Raw genomic sequence first — 18,460 nt, forward strand, 5'->3', positions numbered from 1 at the left:
CAGAGTATCCTCACGCCTCGGCATCGGACCAGACGACCTCGAAACGCTCCAGGAGCACCTCCATCTCGGGGGTGAAGCTGTGTCCGGCGGACGTGCAGACACGCTCCCAGAAGCGTCGGTGTTCGGTGCGCCAGTGCGCCAGGCTGCGGTCGCCCTCTCCTTCGGCCCACGCGTGGTCGGCGTCGACGCCATCGAATCGGGCCAGCGCCAGGCCGGTGGTCCGCACGATCACCCGAGGGGCGCCGCCGCCGTCGCAGAACACGGTGTGCGACCCGATCCCGGGTGTCCCCTCGCCCTCCCAGACGTACTCGGCCAGCAGGCTGGCGGTGGCGGTCTTGCGCCCGGCGAGCACCAGGCCCAGCAGCTCGTCGGCCAATCCGGCGTGGTCGCCGAACTGATCCACCAAGAACGCTGGGCTCGCGGAAACGGCCGCGGGGTGGGCCTGTGCGTACTGCTCCCAGAGAGCGTGAGCGGCCTCGTGGTCAGGCGGAGCCAGGGTACGGCGATTCTGAGCTGGGGGCATGGGTGCCATTCAACACCATCGCCTGGGGGATTCCTCGAGGTCGGCCGTCGGGATCCGACCGGTGACCTCGAGGAATCCCCCACTCGATGCGAAGGGTCGCCCTCAGGCGGGCTCGACCACTACCAACAGGTCGCCGCCGTCGACCTGCTGGACCCCGTTGAGCACGGTCCGGGCCACGGTCCCGCCCACCGGGGTGGTGATCGCGGCCTCCATCTTCATCGCCTCGATGGTGGCGATGTTCGCCCCCGGCTCCACGATCTGACCTTCTTCGACCAGCAGGGAGACGGCGCCGGCGAAGGGCGCGGCCACCTGGCCGGGGACGGCGGCGTCGGCCTTCTCCGCGGCGCGGACTGTGGCCTCCACGGACTCGTCGCGCACCACCAGGGGCCGAGGCTGTCCGTTGAGCGTGCACACCACGGTGCGCATGCCCTTCTCGTCCGGTTCGGAGATGGACTTCAGGGTCACCAGCAGCCGCACTCCCTTGCCCAGGGAGATGGTGTGCTCATGATCCTTGCGCAGCCCGTAGAGGAAGTCCCGGGTGTGCAGCACCATCACGTCACCGTAGGCGTCACGCGCAGCCTCGTAATCCCGCGTGGGCCCGGGGAACAGCAGCCGGTTCAGCGTGGCCTGCCGGGTGGCAGAGTCTGCGGCCAGCCCGGCGCGGTCCTCCTCGGTGAGGTCCTCGTCCAGCGGGCGGACGGTCCGGCCCTCCAGCGCCTTGGTGCGGAACGGCTCCGGCCAGCCGCCGGGCGGGTCGCCGAGCTGTCCGGCCAGGAACTGGATCACCGAGTCCGGCAGGTCGAAGTTCTGCGGCTCGGCCTCGAACTCGGCCGGGTCCACGCCCATGCCCACCAGCTGCAGGGCCAGGTCGCCGACCACCTTCGACGACGGCGTGACCTTCACCAGGCGGCCGAGCATCTGATCGGCCGCGTGGTACATGTCCTCGATGTCTTCGAACCTCTCACCCAGGCCCAGCGCGATCGCCTGCTGCCGCAGATTGGAGAGCTGACCGCCGGGGATCTCGTGCCGGTACACCCGCCCGGTCGGGCTGGGCAGTCCGGACTCGAAGGGCCGGTAGATCCCACGCACGGCCTCCCAGTACGGCTCCAGAGAGGCGACGGCCTCCAGGCCCAGCCCGGTGTCACGCTCGGTGTGCTCCAACGCGGCAACCAGTGCGGAGGCCGGCGGCTGGGAGGTCGTGGCGGCCACTGAGGCAGTGGCGACGTCGACGGCGTCGACCCCGGCCTCGGAGGCGGCCAGCAGGGTGGCCAGCTGCCCGCCTGCGGTGTCATGGGTGTGCAGGTGCACCGGCAGGTCGAAGCGCTCACGCAGGGCGGTGACGAGGGTGCGGGCGGCGGCGGGGCGCAGCAGTCCGGCCATGTCCTTGATCGCCAGGATGTGGGCGCCGGCATCGACCATCTGCTGGGCCAGGCCCAGGTAGTAGTCCAGCGTGTAGAGGTCCTCGTCCGGGTCGGAGAGATCGCCGGTGTAGCACAGGGCCGCCTCCGCCACTGCGGTGCCGGTCTTGCGCACTGCCGCGATGGCCGGGGTGATCTGGTCGACGTCGTTGAGCGCGTCGAAGATACGGAAGATGTCGACCCCGGTCTCGGCGGCCTCGGCGACGAACGCGTCGGTCACCTCCAACGGGTAGGGGGTGTACCCGACTGTGTTGCGTCCCCGCAGCAGCATCTGGATGGGAATGTTCGGCATCTCCGCCCGCAGCAGCGCCAACCGCCTCCAGGGGTCCTCGGAGAGGAAGCGCAGGGCGACGTCGTAGGTCGCTCCGCCCCAGGCCTCCACCGAGAACAGTCCGGGCACCACATGGGCCAGTGCGGGCGCGGCGGCCAGCAGGTCTCGGGTGCGCACCCGAGTGGCCAGCAGCGACTGGTGGGCGTCACGGAAGGTGGTGTCGGTGACCGCCAGAGCGGTCTGCTCGCGCAGCGCCTGGGCGAATCCCTCCGGGCCCTTCTGCTGCAGCACGTCCCGCCAGCCGGTGGGCTTCGGGTGCGACGACGGCCCGTCGAAGGGACTGCGGTCGGGTTCGTCCTGCTTGTCCCCAGGGAAGCGGGGGAGCTTGTCCCGCGGGTCGATGCCCTCCACCCGCCGCCCGTGGGGCTGGTTGACGGTGGTGTCGGCCAGGTACTGCAGCACCTTGGTGCCACGGTCCTTGGACCTGTTGACCTTGGCCAGCTCGGGACGCTTATCGATGAAGTCGGTGGCCAGATCCCCGGAGAGGAACTGCTCGTCGTCAAGGACGTTCATCAGGAAGGGGATGTTGGTCGCCACCCCGCGGATGCGGAACTCGGCCAGGGCGCGCCGGGCACGGCGGATGGCGGTGATCCGGTCTCGGCCGCGGCTGGTCAGCTTGACCAGCATGGAGTCGAAGTGCGGGCTGATCTCCGCCCCGGTGTACACGGTGCCGCCGTCGAGTCGGATCCCCGAACCTCCTGCGGAGCGGTAGACGGTCACGGTGCCGACGTCGGGGCGGAAGTCCGCGGCCGGGTCCTCGGTGGTGATGCGGCACTGCATCGCCGAGCCGCGCACCCGCAGCTCCTCCTGGCGGATCCCCAGGTCCTCCAGGGTTTCTCCGGAGGCGATGCGCAGCTGGGCGGTGACCAGGTCGACGTCGGTGATCTCCTCGGTCACGGTGTGTTCCACCTGGATGCGCGGGTTCATCTCGATGAACACGTGCTGGCCGGCGCGCTCGCCGGCGGTGTCCACCAGGAACTCCACGGTGCCGGCGTTGCGGTAGCCCATGGTCTTCGCGAAGGCGACGGCGTCACGGAACAGCGCCTGGCGGATCTCGTCGTCGAGCTGCGGTGCGGGGGCGATCTCCACCACCTTCTGGTGGCGGCGCTGGATGGAGCAGTCCCGTTCGAAGAGGTGGACCACATTGCCCTCACCGTCGGCGAGGATCTGGACCTCCACGTGGCGGGGGCGGACCACGGCCTGCTCGAGGAACACCGTCGCGTTGCCGAAGGCCGTCTCGGCCTCGCGCATGGCGGCCCGCAGGGCATCGGGGAGCTGCTCGCGGGTCTCCACCCGGCGCATGCCGCGACCGCCGCCGCCGGCGACGGCTTTGACGAAGATGGGGAAGCCGATCTCCTCGGCCTCGGCGATCAGCTTCTCCGGGTCGTCGGAGGGGTCTGAGCTCTCCAGCACGGGGACGCCGGCCTCGCGGGCGGCCCGCAGGGCGCGGATCTTGTCTCCGGTGGACTCCAACACGTCGGCCGGCGGGCCGACGAAGGTGATGCCGGCCTCCTCAGCGGTGCGGGCGAGGTGGGGGTTCTCGGAGAGGAACCCGTAGCCCGGGTAGATGGCGTCGGTGCCGGACTCACGGGCCACCCGGACGATCTCGTCGACGTCGAGGTAGGCGCGGACGGGGTGTCCCTCCTCGCCGATGCGGTAGGCCTCGTCGGCTTTCTGTCGATGGAAGGAGTTGCGGTCCTCATGGGGGTAGACGGCGACTGTGCTCGCGCCGAGCTCATTGGCGGCGCGCAGTGCGCGGATGGCGATCTCACCGCGGTTGGCCACCAGAATCTTGGAGAACATCCGTTGTCGCTTTCCTCTCGGGGACGGCCGCACGTCGTCGTGCGGTCGGGCAGGAGCTTCTGCGCACGGTGCTGCCGCGGGGCGTCTCCTGGTGCCATGCGGCGGGCGCCATTGCCCGTGGCAGGTCGTCAGCACCTGGTTCAGCCCCCGGCAGTCCGGGCATTGTGCACAGAATACCGGCCATGGTGGCGCACGCCATGTGTCCTGCGTCACACGGCGGCATGATCCTGAGCATGATGCGGGGCATGATCGTCGACCAGCACATGCGGCGCCGAGGGGCGTGTTGGGGGCGTGCGGGGGTGCGAAAGGGCCCCCTGGTGGTCCCGAGGTGCTGCAGAGGGGCTCCACGGACAGGCCTCCCGACTGGAAAATCCCTGTGAATCGCCCGGAATCATGCGGTTCTGGGCGTGACGCCGTGGTAGGTTGCCGTTCTGAAAGCCCCGGATACGGGGACTGATGCCGAACCAGTCCAGGAGGACACACTATGGCTATGAACCGCAGCGAGCTCGTCGCCGCCGTCGCAGAGAAGTCGGGCAACTCCCAGGCCGCCGTGAACGGCGTGCTGGACGCCGTCTTCGAGGTCTTCACCTCCCAGGTCTCCGAGGGCGAGAAGGTCACCATCCCGGGCTGGTTGGCCGTGGAGCGCACCAAGCGTGCCGCTCGCACCGGTCGTAACCCGCAGACCGGCGAGACCATCGAGATCCCCGAGGGCTTCTCGGTGAAGCTGACCGCCGGTTCCAAGCTGAAGGCCGCAGCATCCGGCAAGTGATCGGCTTCAGCCGTTCCGGCTTCTGACGTCGGCCCCTGACCCCGCATCCGGTGGTCAGGGGCCGACGTCGTCTCCAGCAGATCGCGACGACGGCGGGGCGGACTGCTGCGTGCCTCGCGCTGCGGCGTGCCTCGCGGGACGGCGCGGAGTCACACCCTCGCCACTGAATTCTACGAGGCGTAGAATCGCAGGCGGGGTCCGGACAGCACCGGCGGATCTGTGAGCAGGGAGGTGGACCATGGCGACAGCTGCGCATGTCAGCGGCGCCCAGCGTCTGACCCGTGGCTGTCTCGCCTCCTCCGCCGCGGTCGGCTCCGCCGTCGCGGCCCATGCCGCCGCCGGTCACCACGCCCCCCATCTGCTGGTGGTCGTCCTCGCCCTGGTGATCAGTCTCCCGCTGTGCACCGCGCTGGCAGCCCTGCGGTTCAGCCGACTCCGGCTGGCCGGCTCCGTGCTGAGCTCCCAGGCGGTGCTCCACGGGCTCTTCTCGTTCCTTCCCGCCTCCGCCGCGGCACCGATCCCCGGCGCTGCGGCGCCAGACACCCACGCCGGGCATGCGGCCGGGCAGACCGCTGGGCAGACGGCGGCTCCGCTCAGCACCGCAGTGCCTGGAGGCCCGGCGGAGACGGTCGCAGGCGCACCGGAGTCCGCTGTGCTGGGGATCTCTGTGTTCGGCGGTGTCTTCGACCTCGGCATGACACTGTCCCATCTGGCGGCGGCAGCGCTCACCGTGGTGGTGCTGCGCCGCGGCGAGCTGCTCCTGCAGGCGGTGGCCGACCTGCTCTCGCTGCGGCCGGCGCGCCTGCTGCTGGCTCCGCGGGAGGCGCTGTTCGGCGCCCGCGCCGCTCGTCCGGTCGCTGCCCGGTTCGTCCCGGTGGTGGACGATCTCTGGGTCGGGCACGGTCCCCGCACGGTGCGGGGGCCGCCGGTGTTCGCCTGACGCCGCTGCGGCGTCCCCGCGCGGCCGCAGGATCCTGCGGCCTGACTGCACCCGAAGCGTGCACAGGGTTCGGCATGAGGCCGACCGCACGTCTTCCCGCGAACCACTGAAGGACATCATGAACACTGCCACCATCACTGCAGACCCCTCCGCCACCGGCGGAGTCACCACAGACCCGCGTCGTCGATTCGTCCGGCTCGCCGCGGCGGCCGGAGGTGCCGCCCTCGGGCTCACCGCGCTGACCCCGGCCCCGGCCTGGGCGCACGACGAGCTGCTCTCCGCCACGCCGGAGGCGGGGGAGGTGCTCACCGAGAGTCCGGAGGAGATCACCCTTCAGTTCACCGGTGACGGCCTCACCGTGGGCGAGACCATCACCAATGAGATCCAGGTGACGGATGAGGACGGGCAGAGCTGGGAGACCGAGACCGTGGTCGACGGCGCCTCCTTGTCCACGGGGCTGGATGGAGAGCTGCCCGACGGCGAGTACGAGGTTGTCTACCGGGTGGTCTACTCCGACGGACATGACGAGGAGGACAGCTACTCCTTCGAGGTGGACCTGCCCCAGGAGGCGGCCGTCGAGGACGACGCCGAGAATCAGGCGGACGCCGCCGACGACGACGCTGCCGCCGACGCCGCCGACGCCGCCGACGCCGCCGAGGCAGAGGCGGCCGGAGGCGCCGAGGCCGAGAACACTGAGGCCGACCCTGCCGCTGAGACGGACCTCGCCACGGCGGAGGGCCAGTTCCCCGCCTGGGCCGCCGTCCTGTTCGGGCTCGGCGGGCTGCTGATCGTCATCCTCGCCGTGATGCTCATGCGGAAGAAGATGACCCAGGTCGAGGAGTGGAAGCAGGCCCCGCGCCAGCCGCGCGACACCGCTGGCGAGACCGGCACCGACGGGTCCGGCACCGACGGATCTGGCCCGGACCGCCCCCGCGACCACGAGTGAGGATCATCTCCATGACGCCTGCCGCAGGCGGCCGTGACGCCGCCCGTGACGCCGCCCGTGCGACGGCGGACGCTCCCGTGCGCGCCGTGACGCTGCCTGCGGTGGGCGCCGCCCTCTGTCTCGGCCTGGTGGCCGTGGTGGTGGCCGGCCTGCTCACCGGCATCGGCCGGCCCACGCAGATCGCGGACCCGGGCGCGGTCACTCGCTGGGGCCTGCCCGTGGCCCGATTCATCCATCATCTGGCCATGGCCACGGCGGTCAGCGGCGCCATCCTGGCCGTGGTGGCCGTGCCTTCCCGCGTCGGCCCGCGCAGCCGGCAGCGCCGTGCCGAGCGCGCGGAGCAGGAGCGCGCCGAACGGGCCGACCGGACCCAGCATCAGCGGGCGGCGACCGCCGGGGGGTCCGGCCCCTCCGAGCACCCGCTCTACACCCGCACCCTGCAGATCGCCGGAGTCGCCGCTGTCGTTTGGACCGTGGCCGCCGTCGCCGTGCTGGTGCTGACCTACTCGGCGTTGGCCGGGCAGCCGTTGTCCTCGGACGAGGCGTTCTCCACCGGCTTCCTCGGCTATGTGCAGTCGATCCCGACCGGCCAGGCCTGGATGGTGGTGGTGCTCATCGCCTCAGTGTTCGCCACGCTGATCTTCGCTGTGCGGACCCCGGGCGGACTCTTCTTCGTGGCGGCCCTCGGACTGACGGGCATCATCCCCATGGCTCTGGTGGGACACTCCGCCTCCGGCGACGACCACACCGCTGCGGTGAACTCGCTGGCCCTGCATCTGCTGGGCGTGGTGATCTGGGTCGGTGGGCTCGTGGTCCTGGCGCTGCTCTCCCCGGAGATCCGCCGGCAGGCCACGGCGCTGACCGCCCGGGAACAGGGTGGGCCGGAGATCGTGGGCACCCTGCTGCGGCGATACTCGGTGCTGGCCGGCCTGGCCATCGCCACGGTGGCGGTCTCCGGGGCCATCAACGCGGATCTGCGCATCGCCACGCTGGAGCAGCTGCTGACCACCCCCTACGGGGTCATGCTCGCGCTGAAGATCGGTGCCACCGTCGGGCTGGGGATCATCGGCTGGATGCACCGCAGCTGGATCATCCCGCGCCTGGCCGGGGCCCACGAAGGTGCCGGTGCACCGTCGTCGACCGCCCCCGGCTCGGGCGACCCCGTCCGGGGTCGGGCCGTCACCGGGCTGCTGTGGCAGCTGATCCTGGTGGAGGTCGCCGTGATGTCTGCGGTGGTCGGCGTCAGTGCGGTCCTGGGCAGGACCTCGCCGCCGGTCTCCGAGGAGCTGCCCCCGGACGCCACCCCGGCCCGCATCCTCACCGGCTACGACCTCCCGCCGGAACCGACCCTGGGACTGTGGTTCACCCAATGGCGGTTCGACTGGCTGTGGGTCGCCGTCGTCGTCTTCCTGGCGGCCTGGTACCTGTCCTCGATGGTGAGACTGCGGCGCCGTGGGGACGGCTGGCCGATCATGCGCGGGGTGAGCTTCCTGTTCGGCCTGACGGTGCTGCTGTGGGTGACCTCCGGCGGGCCGGCGATCTACGGGATGGTGCTGTTCTCCGGGCACATGATCCAGCACATGACGCTGACCATGGTCGCGCCCATGTTCCTGGTGCTCGGCTCTCCGGTGACGCTGGCGATGCGCTCGCTGTCGCCACGCACCGACGGCACCCGCGGAGCCCGTGAATGGATCCTGTGGCTGGTGCACTCACCGTTCTCCCGGGTGGTCACCCACCCGATCGTCGCCGCGGTGAACTTCGCCGGCTCGCTGGTGCTGTTCTATTACACCCCGCTGTTCGGCCTCGCGCTGGAGTATCACCTGGGCCACGAGCTGATGAACGTCCACTTCCTGCTGACCGGTTACATCTTCGCGTTGGTGATGGTCGGTCATGACCCGCTGCCGAAACGCCCGCCGCATGCGATCCGGCTGGTGATCCTGCTGGCCACCATGGCCTTCCACGCGTTCATCGCAGTGGCGCTCTCCGGGGCGGAGTCGCTGATCCAGGCGAGCTGGTTCGGCAACATGGGTCACGACTGGGGCTTCACCGCCCTGGAGGACCAGCAGCGCGGTGGCGAGCTGATGTGGGGACTCGGAGAGATCCCGACCATGCTGCTGGCGGTGATCGCCGCCGTGCAGTGGTCCTGGGCGGACCGGCGAGAGATGGTCCGTGAGGACCGCGAAGCCGACCGCACCGGCGACGCCGAGCTGCATGACTACAACGAGATGTTCGCCCGCATGGCAGAGAGGGACACCCCGCGATGATCCGCCCCCACCCCCATCTCCCGTCGGCGCTGCTGCTGACCGCAGCGCTGACCCTGACGGCCTGCGGCGCCGACGACGGCGGTGCCGCAGAGGGCGAACAGAGCCAGCGGGCCGGCTCGGAGCGACTCATCGCCGCTGCCGGGGCGGGTATGGAGCGGGCCTCCAGCTTCGGCTTCGACTCCGCCGGGTTCTACACCGAGGCCGCCGTGGAGGAGTTCCGCGACCAAATGGTGGGATCCCTGGCTGACGGGGAGGTCGACGTCGACGTCGCACCAGCCTCCTGTGCCGAGCCGCTGGCCGCAGTCGACTGGGCTCCGCTGCTGCTCGGCTCGGATGCCGCACGGGTGGACTTCGGCTCGGAGACCTTCACCGGCACCGGGTCCATCGAGATCGCGGAGCTCGACGGCGAGGACTCCGCCGCCCGTGTCCAGGAGCACATGGACCACGTCCGTCACCTGGTGGAGTCCTGCCCCGAGGTGCAGCTGACCCAGCTCGACGCCGACTACGTGCTCGTCATGGATGACGTGGACCTCGAGGATCTGCCGCCCGCTGACGGGGCCGGGGACGGCACCGTCGGCTACTCGCGCACACGGGCGCTGGCCGATGCGCAGGACGATGGAATGATCGCGGCCCAGATCCTGTTCACTCGTCAAGGTGACGACGTCGTGATGGTCTCCTTCATCGGGGAAGCTGCGGCGGCCTCGCAGGAGTTCACGGCCATGGCTGAGGCGATCACCGCCTCGACGCTGGAGGGTCTCGAGGACTGAGCCTCTGCGGTCGGCCGCGGCGGGTCGCCGGGCGACATCGGGCAGGAACAGGACGTAAAGGAGCACACGCATGACGCAGACGATCCGCCGCACCGCACGGGTGCGGGCCTCCGAGCTGGTCGGCCGCGGATGGCTGAACACCGGAGGCCAGGAGATCACCCTGGAGGATCTGCGCGGCAAGATCGTCATCCTGGACTTCTGGACCTTCTGCTGCATCAACTGCCTGCATGTCCTCGATGAGATGCGTCCGCTCGAGGAGCAGTTCTCCGACGTGCTGGTCACCGTGGGCGTGCATTCCCCGAAGTTCGAACATGAGGCCGATCCGGACGCCCTGGCCGCCGCCGTCGAGCGCTACGAGATCGCCCACCCGGTGCTGGACGACCCGAACCTGATCACCTGGCAGGCCTACTCGGCCCGCGCGTGGCCGACTCTCGTCGTCATCGACCCGGAGGGCTACATCGCCGCGAACCTGGCCGGGGAGGGCCATGTGGCAGGGCTGGAGTCCCTGGTGGAGGAGCTGATCGCCGAGCACGAGGCCAAGGGCACCCTGCACCGGGGCGACGGCCCCTATGTGCCGCCGGAGCCGGTGTCCCGCACGCTGCGCTTCCCGGGCAAAGCCGTGCCGGTCACCCGTCCGCTGGGCGGGGACGAGTCCTCGGTGGGCCGCTTCCTGGTCGCCGACACCGGCCATCACCGGATCGTGGAGGTGGAGTCCGACCTGCAGACCGTGGTCCGCAGCTGGGGCGGCGGAACCACTGACGACGACGGCGGGATCGCCTCCCCGGAGAAGGGCCACCGGGACGGCGACGCCGAGACGGCGCGCTTCACCGAGCCGCAGGGCCTGACGGTCCTGCCGGCAGAGGTGGCCGAGCAGGTCGGCTGCGACGTGGTCGTGGCCGACACCGTGAACCACCGGCTGCGCGGCATCGACGTCGCCACCGGTCAGGTCACCACGCTGGCCGGCAACGGGGTGCAGCGGCTCATCGACTCCGAACGGGTCACCCAGGCTGAGGGCCCCGCGGTGGGCAGTCTGAGGGCCGCCCCGCTGGAGGTCTCGCTGTCCTCCCCGTGGGACGTGCTGTGGTCCCCGGTGACCGGCTCAGTGATCGTCGCGATGGCCGGGACACACCAGATCTTCTCCTTCGACCCGGTCACCGGCGATCTGAGAGTGCTGGCCGGCACCGGGCTGGAAGGACTGACCGATGGTGCGGCCGATGAGTCCTGGTTCGCTCAGACCTCCGGGCTCGCCGCCGACGCCGGCGGGGATGTGTGGATCGCCGACTCGGAGACCTCCTCGCTGCGTGTGCTGCGGATCAGCCAGGACCCTGAGGCGCCCGCAGTGGAGACCATCATCGGAGAGGGGCTGTTCGACTTCGGCTTCCGCGACGGCGATCCGGCCGAGGCGCGCCTGCAGCACCCGCTGGGCGTGACCGTGCTGCCGGACTCCTCGGTGCTGGTGGCCGACACCTACAACGGGGCGATCCGTCGCTACCGCGGAGAGCACCGGGCCGCGGACGGCACCACGGTGGCCGCAGCCGTCTCCACGGTGGCCCGCGGACTGAAGGAACCCTCCGACGTGCTGCTGGACTCCGACGGCGCCACCCTGCTGGTGGTGGAGACCAACGCCCACGAGTTGGTGCGCGTGGCCATCCCGGAAGAGTTCTTCACCGTGGACGAGGGAGCCCAAGAGACCCAGCGGCCCACCACCCCGGTGGCCCCCGGCGAGTTCAGCCTGAGCATCGGCTTCGAAGCGCCCACCGGGCAGAAGCTCGACGACCGCTGGGGCGATCCCACTCAGTTGAAGATCTCCTCCTCCCCGGAGGAGCTGATCGTCGAGGGGGCGGGCAGCGGCGAGGGGCTGAGCCGCACCCTGCGGCTGAACCCGTCGGTGCCCGAGGGCGTCCTGCACATCACCGCTCGGGCGGCCGCCTGCGACGGCGCCCCGGGCCAGGAGATCCCGATGCACGCCGCCTGTCACCTCTACCAGCAGGACTGGGGCATCCCGGTGACCCTCGAGGAGGGCGGGGACTCCGCCCTGAGGCTGGACCTGCGCGGCATCTCGTGAGCTGACGGGGACCTGCGCGCCCCACCGGCCGAGTCTCCGTGTCCCTCCACGTCAGCCATGTCACACTGAATCCTGCACAGTCGTCGAGGGGGTCGGATCCGCACAGGTCCGCCCGGCAGGAGTGAGATGACCATGGCTGGATCGTCACCGTCCCGCACCGGCGCAGGGGACCCGACGGCGTCGCGCCGTTCCCTGTGGCGGTGGTACCTGGACGTCCCCCTGATCTGGAAGCTCGCCGTCGCCCTGGTGCTCGGCGTCGTCGCGGGCCTGGTGGTGGGCCCGCCCATCGCGGTGGTGCAGCCGCTCGGTGACATCTTCCTGCGCCTGCTGACCATGCTGGTGATGCCGCTGATCCTGCTGACCCTGATGGCCGGCGTCGCCTCGGTGTCCCCGAAGACGCTGGGCCGCATCGGCGGCAAGGCCTTCCTCTACTACCTGGTGACCACCGCCTTCGCGATGACCATCGGCATCGGCGTCGCCCTGCTGGTCTCCCCAGGGGCCAGGCTGAGCCTCCCGGGCGACGCCGAGGTGGACGAGCAGACCGCCCCGCCGCTGGCGGAGGTCCTCACCGGCATCGTCCCGGACAACATCTTCTCCGCCCTGGCCGAGGGGGAGGTGCTGGCCGTGATGTTCTTCGCCCTGGCCGCCGGCATCGCGCTGGCCTTCATGCAGGACAGCCCCGATGACCATATCGCCGGGCTCGCCATGCACCTGCGGCGCTTCGTCGACGGCGGCGTGGAACTGGTCTTCCTGATCATCCGCGGCGTGCTGCAGTACTCGCCCATCGGTGTCTTCGCGCTGATCGCCGTGGTGGTGGGGGAGACCGGAGCCGAAGCGCTGCTGCCGCTTGCCTCCCTGACCGGGGTGATCTACGGCGGGATCGTCCTGCAGATCGTGATCTACGCGGTGATCCTGCTGCTCTTCCGCGCCCCGGTCGGCCGGTTCTTCCGCGAGGCCAAGGAGCCCATGCTCACCGGTTTCGTCACCCGCTCCTCGTCCGGCACCCTGCCGGTGACCACCCAGGCGGCCGAGCGGCTCGGCGTGCGTCGCGGCGTCTACTCCTTCACGCTGCCGCTGGGCGCGACCATCAACATGGACGGCACCGCCATCTACGTGGGCGCGGCCACCGTGTTCATCGCCAACGTCACCGGGGCGGAGCTGACCCTGACCCAGCTGGCCACTGTGGCTGCCGTCGGGGTGCTGGCCTCCATCGGCACCGCCGGTGTGCCGGGCGCCGGGCTCATCATGCTCACCATGGCCGTCACCGCCGCGGGGCTGCCCATGGCGCCGGTGGCGCTGGTGGCGGGCATCGACGCGATCCTGGACATGGCCCGCACCCTGTGCAACGTCACCGGGGACCTCACGGGTACGCGCATCATCGCCAAGACCGAGCCCGGGATGCTGGTGGACCCGGATGACCCGCCGGAGGATGAGGAGAGGGCGTGCGACAGTGCCGGTGACCCCGGCGTCGAACAGGACCCGGGCGCGCGCCGTGAGCCCGGGGATTCGGTAGGCTCATAGGCGAGCAGACACGTCCCCGGTGAAAGGTGGATGACCCTATGACCACGTTGGTCGTCACGGCGAGCAAGCACGGCTCCACAGCGGAGATCGGTGAGCGGATCGCCACCACGTTGAGCGCCCGAGGCGTCTCCACCCATGTGAAGGACGTCTCCGAGGCGGGGCCGTGGCTGTACGAGGCGGATCACGTCGTCGTCGGGCTGCCCGTGTACCGGCAGGCGCTCTACGGGCCGGGGAAGCTCTTCCTCGACAGCAACCGCACCGAGCTCAGCGGCAAGCCGCTGTTCCTCTACGCCGTCGGCGGCGGTCCGCGACTGGAGGAACCGCTGTACGCCACCCTGCGGCAGTACCCGCACCGGGAGATCGCCTACTTCCGGGGAGCGGTGGACGCGGAGAAGATCAGCTTCTTCGAGAAGCTGCAGCTGACCGTCGCGAAGGCACCGAAGGACGCGGACTTCCGTGACTGGCCCGCCATCGAGGACTGGGCCAGCTCGCTGCTGGCCTACGGGATCAGCTGAGGGGATCCAGACACAGGTGCCCCCCGGAGGAAGGGACGCTGCACGCCGGGCGGACGCCGCCCCTCCTCCGGAACCATCGGAACAAGGTCCTAGCATAGGGACATGACCATCCCGGGCACCCCGCAGCGCGACGACGGCACCGCCGATCGCCGCCCCACCACCCCTGTCGCCGACCTGACCACTGACGACGGCGCTCGCCCCCTCTACACGGCGTCCGTGGTCAACGACGGCGGCACCTCTGGGCACGTCCGCGCCGAGGGCGGGCCCTCGCTGCCGACCGCCTCGCCGTTCGACGCCGCCCCGGCCGACGGCGCCCGGCCCGGCGCCGATCCGGAGCAGCTGCTCGGCATGGCCTGGAGCACCTGCCTCAACGCCACGCTGGAGGTCGTGCTCGCCGAGGCCGGGATCACCGCACGCAGCAGGGTCCGCGCGGAGGTGGAGCTGCATCGGGACCGCACCGGAGTGGGGTATCGATTCGTACCTCGGGCGGCGGCCGCCGTCGAGGGGATGCGGCCTGCGCAGGCGCGGATCCATGTGGCGGCCGCCCACGCGCGGTGTCCGGTCTCGAAGCTGCTCACCGGGACTCCGGGCATCTCCGACGGCCACCCTGTGCCGCAGGTGGAGGCGGTGGAATTCTCCGACGTCGCGGCGCGTTGAGACGGGTCGTGGACGCACCAGCACCGACCCTGACGAGCAGGCCCCTATGATCGAGCTGCAACAGGTCACCAAGACGTACCGGCGGCCCGGTGCCGGACGCCGTGGTGCCCACCTCCACGCCCTGCGGGGCGTCGACCTCGCCATCCGGGAGGAGGAGATGTTCGGCGTCGTGGGCGAATCGGGCTCAGGGAAGTCGTCCCTGCTGCGACTGATCAACCATCTCGAGGCCCCCAGCTCGGGACGGGTGCTGGTCGACGGCGTCGACCTCGCCGAGCTCAGACCGCGAGCCCGCCGGGCGCAGCGCCGCCGCATCGGCATGGTGTTCCAGCAGTTCAACCTGCTGGCCAACAAGACCGTCTTCGACAACGCCGCCCTGCCGCTGCGTCTGCAGCACCGCCGCGACCGTGAGCCGGTGATGCAGATGCTGGACTTCGTGAACATGGCCGACCACGCCCACAAGCACCCCAGCCTGCTCAGCGGCGGGGAGAAGCAGCGGGTCGCGATCGCCCGCGCGCTGGTCACCGACCCGCGGATCCTGCTCTGCGACGAGCCCACCTCCGCCCTGGACGACCACCACACCGAGGAGGTCATGGACATCCTCGGCCAGATCCGACGGGAGCTGCGCACCACGATCGTGCTGGTCAGCCACGAGCTCGATGTCATCAAGGCCTCCTGCGATCGGGCCGCCGTGCTGGAGCGTGGCCGACTCACCGCCGTCGCCGACGTCGTGGCTCCACCTCCGCGGGCAGTCTTCACCAGCTATGCCGAGCGGGCTCAGAGGTACCTGGGATGAGCGCGGCCACGCCCGCGGGCCAGGTCGTCTCGGGTCGTGGGCCTGCCGTGGAGGGGATCGCGGCCCGGGTCGACGAGCTCACCGCCAGCCTCGCGGTGTATCGCGGGGAGATGCTCCAGGCCATCGTCGAGACCGGGGTGATGTTGGGCAACTCGTTGCTCGCGGCGGTGCTGCTGGGCCTGCCGATCGGCACGTGGATGTACCTCAGCCGGAAGAACGGGCCCCAGCCGCGCTCGAGCCTCTATGCGGTGCTCAACGGGTATGTCAACGTGGTGCGTTCTGTGCCGTTCCTGCTGTTCGTGGTCGCGCTGATCCCGTTCACCCGATGGCTGGTCGGGACCTCCTTCGGCACCACGGCGGCCTCGGTGCCCCTGGCCTTCGTCGCGGTGGCGCTCTACGCCCGGTGGGTGGAGCAGACTCTGCTCGACGTGCCCCGCCAGACCGTGGAGCTCGCCGACGCCCTGGGCGCGAACACCCTGCAGCTGATCACCCGGTTCCTCTACCCGGAGGCGCGTTCCGGGCTGGTGCTCAGCCTGACCACGGTGACCATCTCGATGGTCTCCTACTCCACCATCATGGGGGTGGTCGGCGGCGGAGGGGTCGGAGACTTCGCCATCCGATACGGGTACCAGACCTATGAGTACGAGATCATGTACGCGACCATCCTGATCATGATCGTGGTGGTGATGCTCCTCCAGGCCACCGGGACCTGGATCTCTCGGCGCATCGACCGCCGCATCCCCTGACCTGCGGTGAACCCGTTGAACCGTCCGTACGTACTGCCCGTCCTCGAACCGAAGAAGGAGACCATGTCCTCTCGACCCGATCCCCGTCCCGCCGCCGGACCCGTCCGCCGCCCCGCCGGAGCCTGTTCCCGGTTCCCCGCGCTGACCGGGCCGCTCGCTGTCGTCGCTGCCGGTGCTCTGCTGCTGACCGGCTGCGCCTCGGACGCCGGCGGGTCCGCCGAGGAGCCCGGCGAGGACACCACCATCCGGGTGGCCTCCCATATGACGCCGATGACCGACGTCGTGGAGGTGGCCGCCGACGTCGCCGCCGAGGACGGCTGGACCGTGGAGCTGGTCCAGGTCAATGACAACGTCCAGTACAACCGTCTGCTGGCCGACGGCGAGGTGGACGCCAACTTCGCCCAGCACGAGCCCTACATGGAGGCGTTCAACGCCGAGCACGATGCCGAGCTGACCGCACTGACCCCCATCTACGACGCCAAGGTGGGCTTCTACTCCCGGGACTACGACGACGTCGCGGAGGTCCCCGACGGCGCGAAGGTCGCGATCCCCAACGACGCCTCCAACGAGGGGCGCGCCCTGGCGATCCTGGACGAGCACGGGCTGATCAGCCTCGCCGACGGGGTGGGCTTCGAGGGTCGGATCGCCGATGTCGAGGAGAACCCTCATGACCTGGAGTGGGTCCAGGTGGACCTGCTCAACCTCTCCTCGGCCTATGAGGAGGACGACGTCGCGCTGGTCTACAACTACCCAACCTACATCGCCCGGGTGGGGCTGACGCCCGAGGACGCGGTCCTGCTGGAGGAGACCGTGGACCAGCGGTTCGCCATCCAGCTGGTCTCCCGCGCCGAGGACGCCGCCAGCGAGAAGATCCAGACGCTTCAGCAGGCCATGACCTCCGATGAGGTGCGCGAGTTCCTGATGGAGGAACACAGCGAGACGCTGCTGCCCTCGTTCTGAGGGCTGAGGGCTGAGGGCTGAGGAGCCCGCCTCGGTGGGGTCAGGGCATCGTCGCCAGGATGCGCTCCAGGGTCCGCCAGGTGCGGGTGGTGATGTCCTGGCCCAGGCGGCGCTCCAGCCAGGCCATCACATCCGGGGACTTCGTGGCGGTGGTATCGGTGACGGTCAGCACCGCCGCCGCTGGCACGTGGACGCCCACCACCTGGATCGCCGATGACGGCGGCTCGCCCAGGGCGTCGACGACGGCGGCGCCCGCAGGATCTGCGAACGCTCCGGGATCCTTGAGGAACGTCACCGTCAGATAGCTGGACCTGGCATGCTCGCGGTCCCCGAAGGGTGCCGAGGCGACCAGGGCCGCCAGCTCCTCCCGGCTGCGGAGGATGGTGCCGCCGGCGATGCCGAGCCGGTCCTGCAGCGCAGCCTGGATGCGCGCCTCCGCCGCGGCACGGGCCGCCGAGCCGGGCGCGCCGCCGTCGTGCGTTGTGGAGCTGGGCTGTGTGGCGCCGGACTGTGTGGAGCCGGACTCAGAGTGCTCGGACGCTGCGCGGAAGACGAGGTTTCCGCTGGAGATCACCGAGGCGACCTCGGTGAAACCGAGGCCCTCCACGACGCCGCGCAGCTTCTCATTGCGCATGTTCGGGTTCCCGGGGCCGATGCCGCGCAGCAGCGCACACCACCACGGATCAGTGGCGGGATCTCCGGCGCGCGGTGGAGCATCGGCTGCCATGGGCACAGACTACCGGGGCCCGGCGGGGAAGCAGAGCTTCCCCGCCGGGCCCCGGGTGGGATTCGGGCGAGATCAGGCGGGGACGGTGACCGCCGCGCGCAGCGCCTGCGCGGCCGCGCCGATGTCCTCGGCCGAGTAGATGGCCCCGCCGGCGACCGCGATCTGCGCGCCGGCGGCCTGCACGTCGGCGACAGTGGAGGCGCTGACACCACCGGCCACGGAGAACGGCACACCGGAGGCCCGCCCCGCAGTGAGGAGGTCGTCCAGCGAGTAGCCCTCCTGAGCCTGCTCGTCCAGGCCCGCGTGCATCTCGACGAGCTCAGCTCCGAGCTCTACGACCTCCTGGGCCCGGTGCGCCTTGTCCTTGACCCCGATCAGGTCCACGACGACGCCCTTGCCATGGCGGCGGGCGGCCTCGACGGCGCCGGCGATGGTGCTGTCATCTGCGGTGCCCAGCACGGTGACGAGGTCGGCGCCGGCGGCGAAGGCGATCTCAGCCTCCAGGGCGCCGGCGTCCATGGTCTTCAGGTCGGCGAAGACGACCTTGTCCGGGTGCGCCTCCTTCACAGCGGTGACTGCGCGGAGCCCCTCGCTCTTGATGAGCGGGGTGCCCAGTTCGAGGATGTCGACGTGGGGCGCCGCCGCGGCGGCCCACTCCAGGGCCTGCTCGGTGGTGAGGGTGTCCATGGCGAACTGGATCTTCATGACAGATCTC

At 70.5% G+C, this 18,460-nt stretch carries 16 protein-coding genes; 12 read left to right on the top strand and 4 right to left on the bottom strand.

Annotated elements, in window-relative coordinates:
• Positions 1-10 precede the first annotated feature (10 nt).
• Together ACYVKI_RS00565 and ACYVKI_RS00570 are read right to left on the bottom strand one after the other, a co-directional pair.
• Entirely contained in the window at positions 11-523 is a 513-nt protein-coding gene (locus tag ACYVKI_RS00565; protein ID WP_460688404.1) for an ASCH domain-containing protein, read from the bottom strand.
• Positions 524-625: 102 nt separating this feature from the next.
• Positions 626-4,075, bottom strand: a complete 3,450-nt coding sequence (locus ACYVKI_RS00570) for a pyruvate carboxylase (RefSeq protein ID WP_460688405.1) — start codon at positions 4,073-4,075, stop codon at positions 626-628.
• 484 nt (positions 4,076-4,559) lie between these two features.
• Here ACYVKI_RS00570 and ACYVKI_RS00575 point away from each other — a divergent pair, with 484 nt between their 5' ends.
• The 12 genes from ACYVKI_RS00575 to ACYVKI_RS00630 all read left to right on the top strand — a co-directional run bounded on the left by ACYVKI_RS00575 (position 4,560) and on the right by ACYVKI_RS00630 (position 17,018).
• Positions 4,560-4,844 (top strand): HU family DNA-binding protein, encoded by a 285-nt coding sequence (locus ACYVKI_RS00575; RefSeq protein ID WP_460688406.1) that lies wholly within the window; start codon positions 4,560-4,562, stop codon positions 4,842-4,844.
• 238 nt (positions 4,845-5,082) lie between these two features.
• Positions 5,083-5,784, top strand: coding sequence for a hypothetical protein (locus tag ACYVKI_RS00580; RefSeq protein WP_460688407.1), 702 nt, complete (start codon positions 5,083-5,085; stop codon positions 5,782-5,784).
• A gap of 118 nt (positions 5,785-5,902) precedes the next feature.
• Positions 5,903-6,730 carry a copper resistance CopC family protein gene (locus tag ACYVKI_RS00585; protein WP_460688408.1) on the top strand — a complete coding sequence of 276 codons (828 nt, stop codon included), beginning with the start codon at positions 5,903-5,905 and terminating at the stop codon, positions 6,728-6,730.
• Between the two features lie 11 nt (positions 6,731-6,741).
• Positions 6,742-8,994 carry a cytochrome c oxidase assembly protein gene (locus ACYVKI_RS00590; RefSeq protein WP_460688409.1) on the top strand — a complete coding sequence of 751 codons (2,253 nt, stop codon included), beginning with the start codon at positions 6,742-6,744 and terminating at the stop codon, positions 8,992-8,994.
• Positions 8,991-9,761 carry a hypothetical protein gene (locus ACYVKI_RS00595; protein ID WP_460688410.1) on the top strand — a complete coding sequence of 257 codons (771 nt, stop codon included), beginning with the start codon at positions 8,991-8,993 and terminating at the stop codon, positions 9,759-9,761. Before ACYVKI_RS00590 ends, ACYVKI_RS00595 begins: the two co-directional genes overlap by 4 nt.
• Positions 9,762-9,831: 70 nt before the next feature.
• On the top strand, positions 9,832-11,826 hold the full coding sequence (locus tag ACYVKI_RS00600; protein ID WP_460688411.1) for an NHL domain-containing thioredoxin family protein: 1,995 nt from the start codon (positions 9,832-9,834) through the stop codon (positions 11,824-11,826).
• A gap of 132 nt (positions 11,827-11,958) precedes the next feature.
• Positions 11,959-13,347 carry a dicarboxylate/amino acid:cation symporter gene (locus ACYVKI_RS00605; protein ID WP_460688412.1) on the top strand — a complete coding sequence of 463 codons (1,389 nt, stop codon included), beginning with the start codon at positions 11,959-11,961 and terminating at the stop codon, positions 13,345-13,347.
• A gap of 38 nt (positions 13,348-13,385) precedes the next feature.
• Positions 13,386-13,862: a flavodoxin domain-containing protein gene (locus tag ACYVKI_RS00610; RefSeq protein ID WP_460688413.1), complete on the top strand. Its 477-nt coding sequence runs from the start codon at positions 13,386-13,388 to the stop codon at positions 13,860-13,862.
• 102 nt (positions 13,863-13,964) lie between these two features.
• The gene (locus ACYVKI_RS00615) at positions 13,965-14,519 is read left to right on the top strand and encodes an OsmC family protein (protein WP_460688414.1); all 555 of its coding nucleotides are present in this window, start codon (positions 13,965-13,967) and stop codon (positions 14,517-14,519) included.
• 46 nt (positions 14,520-14,565) lie between these two features.
• The gene (locus ACYVKI_RS00620) at positions 14,566-15,312 is read left to right on the top strand and encodes a methionine ABC transporter ATP-binding protein (protein ID WP_460688415.1); all 747 of its coding nucleotides are present in this window, start codon (positions 14,566-14,568) and stop codon (positions 15,310-15,312) included.
• Positions 15,309-16,058 carry a methionine ABC transporter permease gene (locus tag ACYVKI_RS00625; RefSeq protein ID WP_460688416.1) on the top strand — a complete coding sequence of 250 codons (750 nt, stop codon included), beginning with the start codon at positions 15,309-15,311 and terminating at the stop codon, positions 16,056-16,058. The genes ACYVKI_RS00620 and ACYVKI_RS00625 overlap by 4 nt, the downstream gene beginning before the upstream one ends.
• Before the next feature lie 63 nt (positions 16,059-16,121).
• Positions 16,122-17,018 (top strand): MetQ/NlpA family ABC transporter substrate-binding protein, encoded by an 897-nt coding sequence (locus ACYVKI_RS00630; protein ID WP_460688417.1) that lies wholly within the window; start codon positions 16,122-16,124, stop codon positions 17,016-17,018.
• Between the two features lie 40 nt (positions 17,019-17,058).
• Here ACYVKI_RS00630 and ACYVKI_RS00635 read toward each other — a convergent pair whose 3' ends face one another.
• Positions 17,059-17,745, bottom strand: coding sequence for a DUF1697 domain-containing protein (locus ACYVKI_RS00635; protein WP_460688418.1), 687 nt, complete (start codon positions 17,743-17,745; stop codon positions 17,059-17,061).
• 72 nt (positions 17,746-17,817) lie between these two features.
• Entirely contained in the window at positions 17,818-18,450 is a 633-nt protein-coding gene (hxlA, locus tag ACYVKI_RS00640) for a 3-hexulose-6-phosphate synthase (protein WP_460688419.1), read from the bottom strand.
• Positions 18,451-18,460 lie beyond the last annotated feature (10 nt).

The organism is Nesterenkonia suensis, from assembly GCF_054782935.1.

Coding starts and splice junctions, on each gene's coding strand:
- ACYVKI_RS00565 (WP_460688404.1), bottom strand. CDS start 523: ATGCCCCCAGCTCAGAATCGCCGTACCCTGGCTCCGCCTGACCACGAG.
- ACYVKI_RS00570 (WP_460688405.1), bottom strand. CDS start 4,075: ATGTTCTCCAAGATTCTGGTGGCCAACCGCGGTGAGATCGCCATCCGC.
- ACYVKI_RS00575 (WP_460688406.1), top strand. CDS start 4,560: ATGGCTATGAACCGCAGCGAGCTCGTCGCCGCCGTCGCAGAGAAGTCG.
- ACYVKI_RS00580 (WP_460688407.1), top strand. CDS start 5,083: ATGGCGACAGCTGCGCATGTCAGCGGCGCCCAGCGTCTGACCCGTGGC.
- ACYVKI_RS00585 (WP_460688408.1), top strand. CDS start 5,903: ATGAACACTGCCACCATCACTGCAGACCCCTCCGCCACCGGCGGAGTC.
- ACYVKI_RS00590 (WP_460688409.1), top strand. CDS start 6,742: ATGACGCCTGCCGCAGGCGGCCGTGACGCCGCCCGTGACGCCGCCCGT.
- ACYVKI_RS00595 (WP_460688410.1), top strand. CDS start 8,991: ATGATCCGCCCCCACCCCCATCTCCCGTCGGCGCTGCTGCTGACCGCA.
- ACYVKI_RS00600 (WP_460688411.1), top strand. CDS start 9,832: ATGACGCAGACGATCCGCCGCACCGCACGGGTGCGGGCCTCCGAGCTG.
- ACYVKI_RS00605 (WP_460688412.1), top strand. CDS start 11,959: ATGGCTGGATCGTCACCGTCCCGCACCGGCGCAGGGGACCCGACGGCG.
- ACYVKI_RS00610 (WP_460688413.1), top strand. CDS start 13,386: ATGACCACGTTGGTCGTCACGGCGAGCAAGCACGGCTCCACAGCGGAG.
- ACYVKI_RS00615 (WP_460688414.1), top strand. CDS start 13,965: ATGACCATCCCGGGCACCCCGCAGCGCGACGACGGCACCGCCGATCGC.
- ACYVKI_RS00620 (WP_460688415.1), top strand. CDS start 14,566: ATGATCGAGCTGCAACAGGTCACCAAGACGTACCGGCGGCCCGGTGCC.
- ACYVKI_RS00625 (WP_460688416.1), top strand. CDS start 15,309: ATGAGCGCGGCCACGCCCGCGGGCCAGGTCGTCTCGGGTCGTGGGCCT.
- ACYVKI_RS00630 (WP_460688417.1), top strand. CDS start 16,122: ATGTCCTCTCGACCCGATCCCCGTCCCGCCGCCGGACCCGTCCGCCGC.
- ACYVKI_RS00635 (WP_460688418.1), bottom strand. CDS start 17,745: ATGGCAGCCGATGCTCCACCGCGCGCCGGAGATCCCGCCACTGATCCG.
- hxlA (WP_460688419.1), bottom strand. CDS start 18,450: ATGAAGATCCAGTTCGCCATGGACACCCTCACCACCGAGCAGGCCCTG.